The sequence below is a fragment of the Pseudomonas sp. QS1027 genome (genome assembly GCF_002814235.1).
Lineage (GTDB): Bacteria > Pseudomonadota > Gammaproteobacteria > Pseudomonadales > Pseudomonadaceae > Aquipseudomonas.
The window spans coordinates 39183-56033 of record NZ_PHSU01000011.1 but is presented as its reverse complement, the minus strand read 5'-3'; the positions used below and the strand labels follow the sequence as shown (position 1 = coordinate 56033).

15 protein-coding genes are annotated in these 16851 nt (G+C 64.3%); 6 read left to right on the top strand and 9 right to left on the bottom strand.

The window, feature by feature from the left end; all coding sequences use genetic code 11:
- Positions 1–5: 5 nt before the first annotated feature.
- The gene (acnA, locus tag CWE01_RS11030) at positions 6–2747 is read right to left on the bottom strand and encodes an aconitate hydratase AcnA (RefSeq protein ID WP_100940563.1); all 2742 of its coding nucleotides are present in this window, start codon (positions 2745–2747) and stop codon (positions 6–8) included.
- Positions 2748–2909: 162 nt separating this feature from the next.
- Between acnA and rlmM the strand changes: the two genes are divergently transcribed.
- The gene (gene rlmM / locus CWE01_RS11025; RefSeq protein ID WP_100940562.1) at positions 2910–3977 is read left to right on the top strand and encodes a 23S rRNA (cytidine(2498)-2'-O)-methyltransferase RlmM; all 1068 of its coding nucleotides are present in this window, start codon (positions 2910–2912) and stop codon (positions 3975–3977) included.
- 26 nt (positions 3978–4003) lie between these two features.
- The gene (gene tusA / locus CWE01_RS11020) at positions 4004–4255 is read left to right on the top strand and encodes a sulfurtransferase TusA (protein ID WP_100940561.1); all 252 of its coding nucleotides are present in this window, start codon (positions 4004–4006) and stop codon (positions 4253–4255) included.
- Here the strand turns inward: tusA and CWE01_RS11015 are convergent.
- On the bottom strand, positions 4252–5661 hold the full coding sequence (locus tag CWE01_RS11015) for an MATE family efflux transporter (RefSeq protein WP_100940560.1): 1410 nt from the start codon (positions 5659–5661) through the stop codon (positions 4252–4254). The two genes, tusA and CWE01_RS11015, sit on opposite strands and share 4 nt — an antisense overlap.
- Before the next feature lie 183 nt (positions 5662–5844).
- Here CWE01_RS11015 and pdxB point away from each other — a divergent pair, with 183 nt between their 5' ends.
- Positions 5845–6993, top strand: a complete 1149-nt coding sequence (pdxB, locus tag CWE01_RS11010; RefSeq protein WP_100940559.1) for a 4-phosphoerythronate dehydrogenase PdxB — start codon at positions 5845–5847, stop codon at positions 6991–6993.
- Positions 6994–7012: 19 nt separating this feature from the next.
- Here the strand turns inward: pdxB and CWE01_RS11005 are convergent, their stop codons facing one another.
- From CWE01_RS11005 to CWE01_RS10995, 3 genes are read right to left on the bottom strand one after another with little or no spacing between them, the layout of a single operon-like run.
- Positions 7013–7810: an MBL fold metallo-hydrolase gene (locus CWE01_RS11005; protein ID WP_100940558.1), complete on the bottom strand. Its 798-nt coding sequence runs from the start codon at positions 7808–7810 to the stop codon at positions 7013–7015.
- A gap of 44 nt (positions 7811–7854) precedes the next feature.
- A complete protein-coding gene (locus CWE01_RS11000) occupies positions 7855–8412 on the bottom strand; it encodes an ester cyclase (RefSeq protein WP_100940557.1) in 558 nt (185 codons plus the stop codon).
- 13 nt (positions 8413–8425) lie between these two features.
- A complete protein-coding gene (locus CWE01_RS10995; protein WP_100940556.1) occupies positions 8426–9544 on the bottom strand; it encodes a hypothetical protein in 1119 nt (372 codons plus the stop codon).
- A 181-nt stretch (positions 9545–9725) separates the two neighbouring features.
- On the opposite strand from CWE01_RS10995, the gene CWE01_RS10990 reads away from it, so the two are divergent.
- Positions 9726–10367, top strand: coding sequence for a TetR family transcriptional regulator (locus tag CWE01_RS10990; RefSeq protein WP_218177074.1), 642 nt, complete (start codon positions 9726–9728; stop codon positions 10365–10367).
- Between the two features lie 69 nt (positions 10368–10436).
- Here the strand turns inward: CWE01_RS10990 and CWE01_RS33560 are convergent, their stop codons facing one another.
- Positions 10437–10613, bottom strand: coding sequence for a PA1571 family protein (locus CWE01_RS33560; RefSeq protein ID WP_177103040.1), 177 nt, complete (start codon positions 10611–10613; stop codon positions 10437–10439).
- 258 nt (positions 10614–10871) lie between these two features.
- Here CWE01_RS33560 and CWE01_RS10985 point away from each other — a divergent pair, with 258 nt between their 5' ends.
- Complete coding sequence (locus tag CWE01_RS10985) at positions 10872–12650, top strand: ABC transporter transmembrane domain-containing protein (RefSeq protein WP_177410467.1); 1779 nt, start codon at positions 10872–10874, stop codon at positions 12648–12650.
- A gap of 62 nt (positions 12651–12712) precedes the next feature.
- Entirely contained in the window at positions 12713–13735 is a 1023-nt protein-coding gene (locus tag CWE01_RS10980; protein WP_100940554.1) for a Fic family protein, read from the top strand.
- 66 nt (positions 13736–13801) lie between these two features.
- On the opposite strand, the gene CWE01_RS10975 is transcribed toward CWE01_RS10980, so the two are convergent.
- The 3 genes from CWE01_RS10975 to CWE01_RS10965 all read right to left on the bottom strand — a co-directional run bounded on the left by CWE01_RS10975 (position 13802) and on the right by CWE01_RS10965 (position 16785).
- Positions 13802–14083: a pyrimidine/purine nucleoside phosphorylase gene (locus tag CWE01_RS10975; RefSeq protein ID WP_100940553.1), complete on the bottom strand. Its 282-nt coding sequence runs from the start codon at positions 14081–14083 to the stop codon at positions 13802–13804.
- Between the two features lie 137 nt (positions 14084–14220).
- Complete coding sequence (locus tag CWE01_RS10970; RefSeq protein ID WP_100940959.1) at positions 14221–14763, bottom strand: exonuclease domain-containing protein; 543 nt, start codon at positions 14761–14763, stop codon at positions 14221–14223.
- Between the two features lie 69 nt (positions 14764–14832).
- A complete protein-coding gene (locus tag CWE01_RS10965; protein ID WP_100940552.1) occupies positions 14833–16785 on the bottom strand; it encodes an acetyl/propionyl/methylcrotonyl-CoA carboxylase subunit alpha in 1953 nt (650 codons plus the stop codon).
- Positions 16786–16851: the final 66 nt, after the last annotated feature.

The following is a 16851-nucleotide window of genomic DNA, read 5'->3' as shown; positions in this document are numbered from 1 at the left end:
AGCAATCAAGAGGCAATGAGTTGCCGTAATACATAATGCAGGATTCCCCCTGCCTTGAAGTATTCCACTTCATTAAGCGTATCGATCCGACACAACACGTCGATTTTTTCCTGGCTGCCGTCCTCACGGGTCAGGGTCAGTGGCAGGTTCATTCGCGGTTGCAGTTCGGCGCCGCTCAGTCCGCCGATACTCAGGGTTTCCTTGCCGGTCAGTTTCAGGCTCTTGCGGTTCTGGTCGAGCTTGAACTGCAAGGGCAGCACACCCATGCCCACCAGGTTGGAACGGTGGATACGCTCGAAACTCTCGGCGATCACCGCCTTGACCCCCAGCAGGTTGGTGCCCTTGGCGGCCCAGTCACGACTCGAGCCGGTACCGTACTCCTGGCCGGCAATCACTACCAGGGGCGTGCCTTCGGCCTGGTAACGCATGGCCGCGTCATAGATCGGCAGCTTTTCGCCGGACGGCACGTGGAAGGTATTGCCACCTTCCTCGCCGCCGAGCATTTCGTTGCGGATACGGATATTGGCGAAGGTGCCGCGCATCATCACTTCGTGGTTGCCACGGCGTGAGCCGTAGGAGTTGAAGTCCCGCGGTTCCACGCCCAGTTCGCGCAGATAACGTCCGGCCGGGCTGTCGGCCTTGATATTGCCGGCGGGGGAGATGTGGTCGGTGGTCACCGAGTCGCCGAGCAGGGCCAGTACCCGTGCGCCTTCGATATCTTCGATCACCGGCAGGGGCCCGGCGATATTGTCGAAGAACGGTGGGTGCTGGATATAGGTCGAGTCCTTCTGCCAGACATAGGTGGCGGCCTGCGGTACTTCAATGGCCTGCCACTGGGCGTCACCGGCGAAAACTTCGGCGTACTCCTTGTGGAACATGGCGGTATCGACCTGGGCCACGGCCTCGGCGATTTCCTTCTGGCTCGGCCAGATATCCCGCAGGTACACCGGCTTGCCGTCCTGGTCTTCCCCCAGCGGCTCGCGGCTGATATCGATACGCACGCTGCCGGCCAGGGCGTAGGCCACCACCAGCGGCGGCGAGGCCAGCCAGTTGGTTTTCACCAGCGGATGCACCCGACCCTCGAAGTTGCGGTTGCCGGACAATACCGAGGCGACGGTGAGATCCGATTGGGTGATGGCTTTTTCAATCGGCTCGGGCAATGGCCCGGAGTTGCCGATGCAGGTGGTGCAGCCATAACCCACCAGGGCGAAGCCCAGTTCGTCGAGGTAGCGGGTCAGGCCGGCGGCCTTGTAGTAGTCGGTCACCACCTTGGAGCCGGGAGCCAGGGAACTCTTGACCCAGGGTTTGCGTTTCAGGCCTTTTTCCACGGCCTTCTTCGCCACCAGGCCGGCGGCCATCATCACGCTGGGGTTGGAGGTGTTGGTGCAGGAGGTGATGGCGGCTATAACCACGGCGCCATTCTTCAGCCGGTAGGTCTGGCCTTCGTAGCTATAGTCGGCCTCGCCGACCATATCCGCATTGCCCACCGCGACACCGCCGCCGCCTTCGCTTTCCAGGCGCCCTTCGTCCTTGTGCGCCGGTTTGAATTGCAGTGCCATGAAGTCGCTGAAAGCTTGCGCGACATCCGGCAGCGAGACCCGGTCCTGGGGGCGCTTGGGCCCGGCCAGGCTGGCTTCGACGCTGGCCATGTCGAGGGCCAGGCTGTCGCTGAAGGCCGGTTCATGGCCCGGCAGCCGCCACAGGCCCTGGGCCTTGCTGTAGGCCTCCACCAGCTTGACGGTTTCACTCGGCCGGCCGGACAGGCGCAGGTAATCCAGCGTCACCTCGTCCACCGGGAAGAAACCGCAGGTGGCGCCGTATTCCGGTGCCATGTTGGCGATGGTCGCGCGGTCCGCCAGGGGCAGTTCGGCCAGGCCGTCGCCGTAGAACTCGACAAATTTGCCGACCACGCCTTTCTTGCGCAGCATCTGGGTCACCGTCAGCACCAGGTCGGTGGCGGTGATGCCTTCCTTGAGCTTGCCGGTGAGCTTGAAGCCGATCACTTCGGGAATCAGCATCGACACCGGCTGGCCGAGCATCGCCGCTTCCGCCTCGATACCGCCGACGCCCCAGCCGAGCACGCCGAGGCCGTTGATCATGGTGGTGTGGGAGTCGGTGCCGACCAGGGTATCGGGGAAGGCGTAGGTGCGACCGTCCTCATCCTTGGTCCAGACGGTCCGGCCGAGGTATTCGAGGTTGACCTGATGGCAGATCCCGGTGCCCGGCGGCACCACGCTGAAATTGTCGAAGGCGTTCTGGCCCCAGCGCAGGAAGGCGTAGCGTTCGCCGTTGCGCTCCATTTCAATATCGACGTTCTCGCCGAAGGCCTGGGGTGTGGCGAACTTGTCGACCATCACCGAGTGGTCGATCACCAGGTCGACGGGGGAGAGCGGGTTGATCCGCTGCGGATCGCCGCCGGCCTTGGCCACGGCGGCGCGCATGGCGGCCAGGTCGACCACCGCGGGTACCCCGGTGAAGTCCTGCATCAGCACCCGGGCCGGGCGGTACTGGATTTCCCGATCGGAGCTGCGGGCCTTGAGCCAGGCGGCGATGGCCTTGAGGTCGGCGCCGGTGACGGTCTTGTCGTCTTCCCAGCGCAACAGGTTTTCCAGCAGGACCTTGAGGGACATCGGCAGTTTGTCCAGGTTGCCGAGGGACTTGGCGGCATCCGGGAGGCTGAAATAGTGGTAGGTCTTGGCGCCCACCTCCAGGGTTTTAAGGGTTTTCAGGCTATCGAGGGAGGACATGAAATGACTCCTTGAGGCCCGCACGGCACGGGCCGGATGGAACGGGCAGAGCCTTAAAGCTAGCTCCGATCGGGAAAACTGGCTAATTACTGGACTCTATGGGCAGGTCCAAGGTTCCGAACTCGGCTATGATGCGCCGGTTTTAGTGACAGGCTGAGTTCAATGAACACCCTCTTTATACATTGCCGTCCGGGCTTCGAAGGCGAAGTCTGCTCGGAGATTTCCGAGCACGCCGCGCGCCTGGACGTCCCGGGCTACGCCAAGGCCAAGACCAACAGCGCTTGCGCCGAATTCGTCTGCGGTGACGACGATGGCGCGCGCCGGCTGATGGCGGGCATGCGTTTCGCCGATCTGATCTTTCCCCGACAGTGGGCGCGCGGGCGGTTTATCGACCTGCCGGAAACCGATCGCATCAGCGTGATCCTCGCTGAGCTGGCGCAATGGCCGACCTTTGGCAGCCTCTGGCTGGAAGTGGTCGATACCAACGACGGCAAGGAACTCTCGAATTTCTGCAAGAAGTTCGAAGGCCCGCTGCGCAAGGCCCTGACCCAGGCCGGCAAGCTGGTGGAAGACGTGCACAAGCCGCGCCTGCTGTTGACCTTCAAGAGTGGTCGGGAAGTCTTTCTCGGCCTGGCCGAGGCGGACAATTCGGCGATGTGGCCAATGGGCATTCCCCGGCTCAAGTTCCCCAGGAGCGCCCCGAGTCGCTCGACCCTCAAGCTGGAAGAGGCCTGGCACCACTTTATCCCCCGCGACCAGTGGGACGAGCGCCTGCACAGCGACATGACCGGCGTCGACCTCGGTGCCGCGCCTGGCGGTTGGACCTGGCAACTGGTCAACCGCGGCATGCTGGTGACCGCCATCGACAACGGTCCCATGGCTGAAAGCCTGATGGACACCGGCCTGGTCCAGCACCTGATGGCCGACGGCTTCACCTTCAAGCCGAAACAGCCGGTGGACTGGATGGTCTGCGATATCGTCGAGAAACCGGCGCGCAACGCCGCCTTGCTGGAGACCTGGATCGGCGAGGGGCATTGCCGCGAGGCGGTGGTCAATCTCAAGTTGCCGATGAAACAGCGTTATGCCGAAGTCCGGCGTTTGCTCGAGCGTATCGAGGATGGCTTCAAGGCCCGTGGCATCCGGGTGGAGATCGGCTGCAAGCAGCTGTACCACGACCGTGAGGAAGTGACCTGCCACCTGCGTCGACTGGATGTGAAAAAAGCTAGATAATGCCGGCCTGGTTTCAGGAGTGAAGCATGACCCAACCCCACGACCCCGCCGTTGACGGCACCCTCGACGCCACCGGGCTCAATTGCCCGGAGCCGGTGATGATGTTGCACCAGCACATCCGCGACCTGCCGCCGGGTGGGCTGCTCAAGGTGATCGCCACCGATCCGTCGACCCGTCGCGATATCCCCAAGTTCTGTGTCTTCCTTGACCACGAACTGGTGGCGCAGCGAGAAGAGGCCGGTACCTACCTGTACTGGATTCGCAAGAAGCTCGACTAAGCCGTCGAGCGGCTCATCCGGATCCGCCTGCGCGCGCTGCGTACCAGGCGGATCGAGAGCATCACCGCCGCGCACGACAGCCCCACGATCAAACCCTGCCACAGCCCGCTCGGGCCACTCGGCGCCCCCAGCCAGTCGGTCAGCCCCAGGGCGTAGCCCACCGGCAAACCGATGCCCCAATAGGCGAACAGCGTCAGGATCATGGTCACCCGGGTGTCCTGGTAACCGCGCAAGGCCCCGGCCGCCGTGACCTGGATCACATCCGAGATCTGGAACAGCGCCGAATACACGATCAGCATGGTCGCCACCTGGATCACCTGTGGATCGTTGGTGTAGAGGGTCGCCAGGTGTTCGCGAAACAACAGCATCAGGCTCGCCGACAAACAGCCATAAGCCAGCGCCGTGGCCACTCCAACCCCAGCGGTAAAGCGCGCTTCACGGGGCTGTTCGCGGCCCAGGGCCTGGCCGACCCGTACGGTGATGGCCATGCTCAGGGAATAGGGGACCATGAACACCAGCGAACTGATATTCAGGGCGATCTGATGCCCGGCCACCACCGTGGCGCCGAGGGAGCCGATCAGCAGGGCGATCACCGAGAAGATGCTGGCCTCGGCGAACACCGCGATGCCGATGGGCAGGCCGATATTCAGCAAACGCTTGATCACCGCCCACTGCGGCCACTCGAAATGGCTGAACACCTGGCTCGGCCGATAGACCTTGGCCCAGCGCACCCAGCCGGCCATGCCGAACAGCATGCACCACATCACGATCGCCGTGGCCCAGCCGCAGCCCGGTCCGCCCATGGCCGGCACGCCGAAGTGCCCGTAGATGAACACGTAGTTCAGCGGGATATTCAGCGCCAGCCCGCACAAACCCAGGACCATGCTCGGACGGGTGCGGCCCATGCCGTCGCTGCAGCAGCGCAGCACATGGTAGAGCGCCACCGTCGGCAGGCCGGTGCCGATGCCGCGCAGGTAGTCCATGCACGGGCCGATCAGTTCCGGGTCGACCTTCATCAGGTGCAGGACCGGTTCGGCGTTGTACAGGATCACGCCCGCCGCCAGGCCCACCACCAGCGCCAGCCACAGGGCCTGGCGCACCAGCGGGCCGATCTCGGCCGGGGTTCCGGCGCCATGACGCTGGGCGACCTTGGGCGTGGTCGCCAGCAGGATGCCGGTCATCAACAGGAACACCGGCACCCAGATCGAGTTGCCCAGCGCCACCGCCGCCAGGTCGCGGGGGCTGACCCGGCCGGCCATCACCGCGTCGACGAAGCCCATGGCGGTATGCGCCAGCTGGGCAATGATGATCGGCAGGGCCAGGCCCAGCAGGTTACGCAGTTCCAGGCGCACTCGGGCCGGGCGACTCAGAGGCGGGGTGGCAGGTGTTGCAGTGAGGCTGTTCACCGATGATGTATCCAGGCATGACGCGAAAAGCCGCCGATTCTACCTGTTGACGCAGGAGTCAGGTAATCGCCGGTTGTAGCTCATTTGTAAGGTCGAGGTTCCTGCAAGGGCAGGGGATTGACGCTTGGCTGGCCCTCGGACGCTGACTGCGCCTACACTGCGTCCTTGCCCAAGGAGCCTGCCATGCTGATTGTTGCCGACGAAAACATTCCCCTGATCGATGCCTTCTTTGCCGGTTTTGGCGAGATCCGTCGTTTGCCGGGTCGCAGCATCGACCGGGCGGCGGTGGCCGAGGCGGATGTGCTGCTGGTGCGTTCGGTGACCCCGGTCAGTCGCGAGTTGCTCGAAGGCAGCCCGGTGCGTTTCGTCGGTACCTGCACCATCGGCACCGATCACCTGGACCTCGACTACTTCGAGCAGGCCGGCATTCACTGGTCCAGCGCTCCCGGTTGCAACGCCCGCGGGGTGGTCGACTATGTGCTGGGCAGCCTGCTGACCCTGGCGGAAATCGAAGGCGCCGACCTGACCGCACGCACCTATGGGGTGGTCGGCGCGGGTGAAGTCGGCGGACGCTTGATCAAGGTCCTGCGCGGGCTGGGCTGGAACGTCCTGGTCTGCGATCCGCCGCGCCAGGCAGCCGGCGACGGCGACGGCGATTATGTCAGCCTGGAGCAGATCATCGAGCAGTGCGATGTGATCAGCCTGCACACGCCCTTGACCCGCACGGGCGAGCAACCCACCTGGCATCTGCTCGATCGCCAGCGTCTGGAGCAGCTCAAGCCCGGAACCTGGCTGATCAACGCCGCGCGCGGTCCGGTGGTGGACAACGCCGCGCTGCGCGAAGTGCTGCTGGCCCGTGAAGACCTGCAGGCGGTGCTGGACGTCTGGGAGGCCGAGCCGCAAGTGGATGTCGCCCTGGCCGAGTTGTGTGTGCTGGGCTCGCCGCATATCGCCGGTTACAGCCTCGACGGCAAACAACGCGGCACCGCGCAGATCTATCAGGCGTTCTGCGCCTTCCTCGACCAGGCCCCCACGGTCGGTCTCGATGAACTGTTGCCCAAGCCCTGGCTGGCGCAGGTCACCCTCAATGCCGGCAGCGATCCGGCCTGGGCCATGGCGATGATCTGTCGTGGGGTCTACGACCCGCGGCGCGACGATGCGGATTTCCGCCGCAGCCTGACCGGTAGCGTCGCCGAGCAGAAAGTCGCGTTCGACCTGCTGCGCAAACACTATCCCGAGCGCCGGGAAATCGAAGGCTTGCCGGTGAAGATCAACGGCGAAGACGAAGGGTTGCGCCATCTGGTGCTGGCCCTGGGCGCCGTTCTCTTGTAAACGAAATCCCCGGTCGCGCTCAGGCCGGGGGCCTGCGCACCTGGTCGAGCAGCACGGGGTCGTGGGCGTTGACGATGCACAGGTCAGGCGAACCTGCTGCGTGCAGCTCGGACAGCCGCTGGTGATTGGCTTTGACACGCGGCCAGTCGTGGGCGATCAGGCGCTCCATCAGCGTCAGTGAGCGCGGCGCGCCACCCTGGCCGTCGATCTGACCGTGGTGGTAGAAGGCATCGCCGGCATGGAGTATCCAGCGATCGCCGGCGTCGATGGCGTAGGCAGCGTGCCCACGGGTGTGCCCGGGAAGACTGACCAGCACAATGCCTTCAGCTACCTCCAGCAGCGGTTTGGCCGCGGCGAACCCACGCCATGACTCGGACTGCCCGGGTGTGTGCTCGACCAGCTGCGGACCGTGCTCGCGCCCGGCGGGCAGGTAGCGACCCCGTTCCACCAGGGTTTGCGGATGGCAGGCGGCAAAGGCTTCAGCCGCCGTCAGGTGCACGGAGGCCCAAGGAAAGTCGGCCAGCCCGCCAACGTGATCGGCGTCGAAGTGGGTCAGCAGGATGTGCCGGACGTCCCGTGGGTCGAAACCCAACTGTGCCACCTGGGTGATCGCGGCTTCCTTCGGGTCGAACAGCGGTCGCACCAGGAACCGCGACGGCCCGAATCGACGGCCCGGCTGGGAGGCGTCCAGCAACCCCAGCCCGGAATCGACGAGCACCAGCGCATTCGGGGTTTCCACTAGCAACACGTGGCAAACCAGCCCGCAGGGTGCTCCGAGCGGGTGCATGGTCCCGCAGTTGAGATGATGGATCTTCATGGTCGATAAGCCCTTTGTGGTCTGTCGGTGCGCCGTGGCTGTTCTCAGCGGACAAGGTCCGGTGGCGTGGTCTTGAGCAGGCGCGGGTCGGCCATGCCGGACAGCTTGAGCAGGCCGCGCACGGCCCTGATTGCGCGCAACCAGTGCTTCGGGTTCTTCAGGCCGATACCGCCGAGGAGTTGCTTGAGCATGGTCAGGGTGTCGAAGTAGATCCGCTCGACGATAAGTTTTTCGTCCTCGTCAAAGATGAAGAACGCCGTCATCCGTACACGAAACCGCGAGCCGGTGGCCGGGATCGAGCCGAGCGGGCCGAGGTGGGTGCCGAGCAGCCAGAACTCGGTAATCACCGCGTCATGGCTATGGCGCAGCGAGATCAGCTCGTGGTCCTGGTCCGGGAACGCGACCCGGGTGTCGCGGTAGTAGTCGCGCACCGCCTGATCGCCGTCATGGACGGTCATCGTCGCGATGATCTCGTAGTGCGGATGGGCAAAGGTGGCCAGGACCGCGTCCCACTGCTGGACGACTTCGTCATGGAAGTGGTCGAGGACCCGTTTCTCGCGCGCGGCCAGCAGCGCCGGCGACGGCAATGTGCGGTAGTTCATGGCGTTGGCACTCTCAGGACGCATGGGTGATGGCGAGATGGCGGAAGGTCGGCGACGTCCCCGGATTGGTCCACATCGGCGTGAGTTCACTCGAGGGGAAGAACTGCAGGAAACGCGAGTCGGCCTGGGCACGGTCGACCAGGGTCTTCTCGAGAATGATGGAGTTGTACTGGTCGGCGGTGGTCTCGATCGTGTTCGCATTGAGGACGACCTCCTGCTGCCAGGCCCGGCTCCACGAGGCCAGGCCCGGCAACCTGGAGTGCTCGGGTGTCAGGCACTCGGCGGCGATGACGTTCTCGCTGCTCACCCAGATGCCGGTCGAGGTGTTGAGCACCAGGCTCTGGTTGCCGAAGACGTGGCCCGGCGTCTTGATGATCGCCACGCCCGGGCCGAGCATGATCGAACCGTCGATGGGGCGGAATGCCTCGAGCGGTAGGTCACGATAGGCATCCGGCTGATACCAGGGTTTTTGCAGCGGATGGAGATTGGCCATGCCCAGCAGTTCGTCGCGCTGGACGATGACCTTCGCGTTCGGGAACGTCGCCCTGGCCCGCTCACCCAGGTCGACCTGGAACCCATTCGTGCCGACCCAGCGGCGCAGGTCCTGGGTGTGCAGGTGATCGAAGAGGAGGTAGTCGACTTCCGCGGGCTGGATGCCGAGCCGGGCGAGGTGTTCGAGGACGCTGCCGTGGATCGTCGTCAGCAGGTTCGCCACAGGCTTTGGCGTGCGTCGCAGCAAATCGGCGAAATAAGGCGTGTTGCGGCCAAGTTGCACATCGCTCGGCTCGAACAGCAGGACACGCGGGCGGCCGTCGCTGTCGGTCCAGCGGATGACCAGCATGCGATTGGTGATCGAGAGGAACGGGGCCAGCGCCTTCGAGGCCCGGAACAACCCGAAGCGTGTCGGGTAGGGCAGGGTGACGAGATCGCAGGTGGTGACGCGGGTCGGCATTCCGGAGGTGGCGAACTCGGTGCGAAAGCGCAAGCCCGCTTCCCGAGCCGCTGCCAGTCGCGCGCCGGGGCCGCCCTCGGTGGACATTTCGAGGGACTGGATCGGCACGCCGATCGATGGCAGATCGGTGAGGTCGGCTGGCAGCCAGCCAAGGGGGGCAGAGGGGGCGAGCGGTGTCATGACGGCCTCCGGATGGGGCTCTTGTTTTATAAACCCACAGCGTGGGATTAATCAATTAACCACAGCGTGGATTTTTTTGTCAAGATTCGTTAGCCTGCCCGCCATGACCATGACGCCCCCCTCTGAACATCGTGCAACCGCAGACACTGCCCGCCGTGGGCGTCCCCCCAGTGGTTCATCGATGTTGTCTCGCCCGGTGATCGTGCAGGCCGCCATTGATGTGATCGATGCGCAGGGTGCGGCCGCCTTGAGCCTGCGCTCGGTCGCGCGGCGGCTCGGGGTCGACGCGAAGAGCCTGTATAACCACATCGAGAACAAGGAAGCGCTGCTCGACGCCATTGCGCAGCAGGTCCTGTCGCGAATGGTGGTCCCCGCGGCCACGGGCGACTTGCGTACCGACCTGATCGCGATTGCGCACGCCTTCAGGACGGCGGCCCTCTCATCGCACCGCGAGGCGGTCACCCTGGTGCTCAGTCGACCGGCCGAGTTGCTGGCCCACCTCACGCCGCTGGAGGCCACGCTCGCGGCGCTCATGGCGGCGGGGGCCAAGCCTGACTGGGCGGTTCATGCGGTACGGGCGACGCTGGCCTTTATCAGCGGCAGTCTGCTGCGGGAGGCTTCGACCGGCCTTACCCTCGGCGCCGACGATCCGGCCATCGCCGGCCCGCGGGAGGCTGCGCTGGCCGATCTCGGTCTTGCCCATGTGGCGCTGGTCGCGCCCTACCTCAGCCGGCTCGATCACCACCGCGAATTCGATTTTGGTATCGGGATACTGGCCGACGCGTTTGTGCGTGAGTTGGCGCAAGCGGCCGCAAAGGCCTGATGCGCTGCCCATGGCCGGCGGAAATAAAAAACCCGGCAGCGAGGCCGGGTCAAGGGGGAGTTCAGGCTGTCAGTCTTGCTCAGCAGGCTTGACCAAGCGCTGTTCCAGTTCGCGGCAGGCGTCCTGGATCATTTCTTCGGTGATCGGCACTTCACGGCCCTGTGCGTCGATAATCGCGCAGCCCAACTTCTGCGGGCAGGGACGAATCACCGGAATCTGGTTGTTGCTGCTGTTCTGCAAATCCATGGCCTGTCTCCTCGCTCAGGTTTCGTCATCAGGTTCAGCTAAAGATTATAAGCGTCGCATGACCAGCCTGTGACAACACGCTACAAGCAAGGCGACGACACCAGTGCAACAGAAACCGCTCTTTACCGCCAGAGAGGCTTTAGACCAATACTCTCTAGGGATTAGCATGCACGGTCATAATTAATCCGATTGATTGCGTTTTGCACAAGTTCCCTCCCGGTTCGGTGTAGGCTCTGTCTTCATCGCCTAACGGATTCCTTGCCAATGCTCTCTGCACGCCATCGTCGCGCCATTCGCCTGGCCAGTCGTTTTGTTGCTCCTTATCGCTGGCAGGCGCTCGGTGCCCTGGTGGCGCTGATCGTGACCGCCGGCATCACCCTGTCCATGGGCCAGGGCATCCGCCTGCTGGTGGACAAGGGCTTCATGACCCAGTCGCCGCAGTTGCTCAACCAGTCCATCGGCTTGTTCATGCTGCTGGTCCTGGGTCTGGCGGTGGGTACTTTCGCGCGGTTCTACCTGGTGTCCTGGATCGGCGAGCGGGTGGTGGCGGATATTCGTCGGCAGGTGTTCAACCACCTGATCTACCTGCACCCGGGGTTCTACGAGAACAACCGCAGTTCGGAAATCCAGTCACGGCTGACCGCCGACACCACGCTGTTGCAGTCGGTGATCGGCTCGTCGCTCTCGCTGTTCCTGCGCAATGCCTTGATGGTGATTGGCGGGGTGGTGCTGCTGTTTATCACCAACCCCAAGCTCACCAGCATCGTGGTCGTCGCCTTGCCCCTGGTGCTGGCGCCGATCCTGATCTTCGGCCGGCGGGTGCGCGGCCTGTCGCGCCTGAGCCAGGATCGGATTGCCGATGTCGGCAGCTACGTCAGCGAAACCCTCGGCCAGATCAAGACCGTGCAGGCCTACAACCACCAGGTCCAGGACGAGCAGCGCTTCGCCGTGACCGTCGAGCAGGCCTTCGAGACCGCGCGCAAGCGCATCGTGCAACGGGCCTGGCTGATTACCCTGGTGATCGTGCTGGTGCTGGGCGCGGTGGCGGTGATGCTCTGGGTCGGCGGCATGGACGTGATGGCCGGGAAGATTTCCGGCGGCGAACTGGCGGCCTTTGTCTTCTACAGCCTGATCGTCGGCAGCGCCTTCGGTACCCTCAGCGAGGTGATCGGTGAGTTGCAACGGGCGGCGGGGGCAGGGGAGCGGATCGGTGAACTGTTGCAGTCGAGCAATGAAATCACCGCGCCGGTCGGCGGTGGGGTGAAACTGGCCGAGCGGGTCAGCGGCAACCTGGTGCTGGAGAATCTGCGCTTCAGCTACCCCTCGCGTCCGGACAGCCATGCCATCGATGGCCTGAACCTGACGGTCAAGGCTGGAGAAACCCTGGCCCTGGTCGGTCCGTCGGGGGCGGGCAAGTCGACCGTGTTCGACCTGTTGCTGCGCTTCTACGACCCGCAACAGGGCCGTCTGCTGCTGGACGGTCAGCCCTTGACCGAACTCGAGCCGCAGGACCTGCGCCGTTGCTTCGCGCTGGTCTCGCAAAGCCCGGCGCTGTTCTTCGGCAGCGTCGAGGAGAATATCCGCTACGGCAACCCGGCGGCCAGCGACGCCCAGGTCCGCGAGGCGGCACGTATCGCCCATGCCCACGAGTTTATCGAGCAGATGCCCGATGGCTACCGCACGCACCTGGGGGATGGCGGGTTGGGGCTGTCCGGCGGCCAACGGCAACGCCTGGCGATTGCCCGGGCGTTGCTGGTGGACGCGCCGATCCTGCTGCTGGACGAGGCCACCAGCGCCCTCGATGCCCAGAGTGAACACCTGATTCAGGAAGCGTTGCCGAGCCTGATGCACGGCCGCACCACCCTGGTGATCGCCCACCGCCTGGCCACGGTACAGAACGCCGACCGGATCGCGGTGATGGACCAGGGCAAGCTGGTGGCGATCGGCACCCACTCCCAGCTGATCGCGAGCAACCCGTTGTACGCGCGATTGGCGGCGTTGCAGTTCAATGCGCGGGAGTCGGTGGTGCACGAGTGATGTGCTTGGACTTCCAGGTTCGGGCATTATGACGACCTTCGCCAGCCATCCCGGATGAGGATATGTCCCGCTATCAGCCGCCTTTGACCTTGACGCCCCGCATGTTTTCGCTGGTTGCCGGTATCAGTGAGCAACTGGGGCAGTTGTCGGCGGTGCGCAACGAACAGCTCACGCCACAACTGCGTCGCGGGAATCGTATCCGGACGATCCAGGCGTCGCTGGCCATCGAGAACAACACCTTGAGCCTGGAGCAGGTCACGGCGGTACTCGATGGCAAGCAGGTATTGGGGCTGCCGCGGGAAATCCAGGAAGTGCGCAATGCCTTTGCAGCTTATGAGGCGATGCCGGATTGGCGACCCGAGAGCCGGGGCGACCTTCTAAAGGCCCATGGCTTGCTGATGCAGGGGCTTATCGATGATGCCGGTCGCTTGCGCAAGGCCGGGGTCGGCATCTACCGAGGTGACCGGTTGCTGCATATGGCGCCTCCGGCCAGCCGTGTGCCGCAACTGGTGGATGACCTGCTGCTTTGGCTCAAGGGTTCGGACTTGCATCCGCTGATTGCCAGTTGCGTATTCCACTATGAATTCGAGTTCATCCACCCCTTTGCCGATGGCAACGGACGCATGGGGCGTCTCTGGCAGACGCTGATCCTGAGCCAGTGGCGCCCGATATTGGCGTATTTGCCGGTGGAAACGGTTATTCGTGAGCAGCAGGATGCCTATTACGCGGCCTTGGCGGCCGCCGATCAACGGGCCGAGGCCACGCCTTTCGTCGAGTTCATGCTCCAGGCCCTGGCGTTGGCGCTCACGGAAGCGGCGCAAAGCGATTACTTGACCGACCAAGTAACCGACCAAGTAACCGACCAAGTAGCACGTCTGCTGGCAGTGCTCGACGATACGCCTGAACTCAGTTCCAGCGAGCTGATGTCACGTCTTGAGTTGAACCATCGCGCGAGCTTTCGCAACACGTATCTGGGACCGGCGCTGGTGTCCGGGTGTGTGGAGATGACGGATCCGGATTCTCCGCGCAGTCCTGCGCAGAAGTATCGGTTGACCGAGAAGGGGCGGGCCAGGGTTCGCCCTTGACCGTCTGGCATGGGGCACGCCAGGCGGTGGTGTTTTCAAGGGCGAGGGACGGTCAGCGTTGCTGACTCAGCGGTATTCGCACAGGTAAGCGGTGTCCACGGCGACTTTCAGCTGGAACTTGCTGTTGGCCGGTACGTTGAACTGGCTGCCGGTTTCGAAGGTTTCCCAGGTGCTGCTGTCGGGCAGCTTGACGGTCAGGGAGCCGGAGATCACGTGCATGATCTCGCGCTGGGCGGTACCGAACTCGTATTCGCCCGCGGCCATCACGCCGATGGTGGCGGCGCCTTCGGCTTGTGCGAAGGCAATCGACTTGACGGTGCCGTCGAAGTACTCGTTGACTTTAAACATGGGCGATTCCTCGAAATGAGCTGAAAAATTGGGCCGATCAGTATGCCCAAGGCGTTTTGCCTCGTCACGTGTTGAAGACGCTGTTGCAGGTTTTGTCTGTGACGAGGCCCACCCGTGTTCCCCCAGGCAGGGTCCATTCAGTTCGGCAGGCTCAATGGCAGCAGGCGCGCGGTATTACGCGCATCCTCCAGCGCCCGGTGCTGCTGGCCATTGAATTGCAACCCGGCCAGTTGCAAGGCGCCGTTCAGGCCCAGGGGCCGCTCCAGGCGCCGGGCCTTGGCGAAGCGCTGCTTGAGGTTGATATGCGGCACCTGGCCCAGGGCACTCGACAGCCCGAGCTGTCGCCAGTCCTGCTCCAGTTGCCGGCGGTCGTAGTCGCCCCAGCTGGCCCAGCCTTCCAGTCGCGCCTGGTGCTGGCCCAGCCAGCGCTCGAACAGCGGCCAGACCTCGCCCAGTGGCGCGGCCCCGTCGATCTGCGCCTGACTGATATGGGTCAGTTCGCGGCAGAAGAGGGTCAGCAAGGGCCGGCGCAGGGGCCTGACAAAACGCTGGAAGTGGTCCAGCTCACGGCCTTCACGGTTGACCAGGGTGGCGCCGATTTCGATGATTTCCATCTCGGCCAGCGGCCAGCCCCCATCGTCCGTCGTGGCTTCCAGATCAATCACCAGCCAGTGGGGCATCTCAAGCTCCGAATACAGCATCCTAGTCGGACTCAAGCGTAGCCAAAGGCGCATGATCCGCCTAGCGGCTTATTCGACTTCCAGCAGGATCTGGCGGTTTTTTACCTGATCGCCCTGGATAACCCGTACCCGACGCACCACTCCATCCACGCCGGCCTTGAGCGGATGCTCCATTTTCATGGCCTCCAGCACCAGCAGCAACTGGCCTTTGCTGACCGGGCTGCCTTCGCTGACCAGCACCTGGACGATGGCGCCGTCCATCGGCGCTTGCAGTGTGCCGGAGCCGATAGCCCCCGGGGCTTGCACGGGCGCGTGGGTGCGGTCGCGCAGGTGCAGGCTGCCGGGGCCGGTGCAAAGCCAGAGCTGGTCGCCGTCGAGGCGGTAGGCATAGCGTCGGACCACTCCGTCGATCCGCACCCGTACCCAACGTGCATCGCGCTCCAGTATCTGTAGTTCGACGTGCTCATCGGCCCGTTGAATCAGCAGTGCCGCGACGGGACGGTCGGTGAGCAGCAGGTCGAAGTGGCTGTCTTCCAGCGCCAGTCGATAGGGGCGCGGGACGCTGGCGGTGTTGCGCCAGCCCGACAACCCCGGCCCATGCCGGTCAGCCGCCTGCCGATAGAACAGCGCGGTGGCCAGGGCCAGCTCAACCGTCGAGGGGGAATAGCTTGGGTGTTCGCGGAAATGTTCGTCGATAAAGGCGGTACTGAACCGGCCCTCGACAAAACGCGGATGCCTCAGCATCTGTGCCAGCAGACGCTGATTGCTGGCAACTCCCAGCAGCACGCAATCCTCGACTGCCCGCAGCAACTTGCGCCGGGCTTCTTCGCGGGTCGCACCGTGGGCAATCAGCTTGCCCAGCAGCGGATCGTAGAACGGGCTGATGGAGTCGCCCTCGAGCAGGCCGTGATCGATCCTTACGTCCGCCATCGGCGCCGGCTCCCAGCCGAGGACCCGCCCGGTTTGCGGGAGAAAGTCGCGGGTCGGATCTTCCGCATACAGGCGCACCTCAATGGCATGGCCCTTGAACTCGACCTGTTCCTGGCGCAACGGCAGCGGCAGGCCGGCGGCGACGTTGATCTGCCAGGCCACCAGGTCGAGGCCGGTGATCATTTCGCTGACCGGGTGTTCGACCTGCAAGCGGGTATTCATCTCGAGGAAGTAGAACTGGCCGCGGGCGTCCAGCAGGAATTCCACGGTGCCGGCGCCGACATAGCTCACCGCGCGGCCGGCCTTCAGCGCCGCCTCGCCCATGGCCTGGCGCAGTTCGGCGGTCATCACCGGGCAGGGTGCTTCCTCGATGACTTTCTGGTGCCGGCGCTGGATCGAGCAGTCCCGTTCGCCGAGATGGATCAGCTGGCCATGCTGGTCGCCGAACAGCTGGATCTCCACATGGCGCGGTTCGACCAGCGCCTGCTCCAGGATCAGTTCGTCGCTGCCGAAGGCGTTCATGGCTTCCGAGCGGGCGGAATGGAGCTGTTGTGCCAGCTCCTCAGGTCCTTGCACCAGACGCATGCCGCGCCCGCCACCACCGGCGCTGGCCTTGATCATCAGCGGATAACCGAGGCGTTCCGCTTCGCGGGCAAGGGTCGGGTCATCCTGTTCGGCGCCCTGGTAGCCGGCGATGCATGGCACGCCGGCGGCGAGCATGGCGATTTTCGACAGGCGCTTGCTGCCCATCAGGGCGATGGCGGCGGGGCTGGGGCCGATAAAGGTCAGGTCGGCGTCCAGGCAGGCCTGGGCGAAGGCGGCGTTTTCCGAGAGCAGTCCGTAGCCGGGGTGCAGTGCGTCGGCGCCGGTCTTGCGGGCGGCGTCGAGCAGGGCGGCGCTGTCCAGGTAGGATTGGGTGACCGGGGGCGGACCGATGCAGACCGCTTCGTCGGCCAGTTGCACATGGCGGGCCTGGGCGTCGGCTTCGCTGAAGACGGCGACGGTGCGATAACCCAGGGCCTGGGCGCCGAGGATGATCCGGCAGGCGATTTCACCGCGGTTGGCGATCAGGATTTTGTGGAAGGCGGGCATGGGGCTCATCCTCGGGTGAATGGGTTGTCAGTGAGGCCGCTATCGCCAGCAAGCCGGCTCCTACAG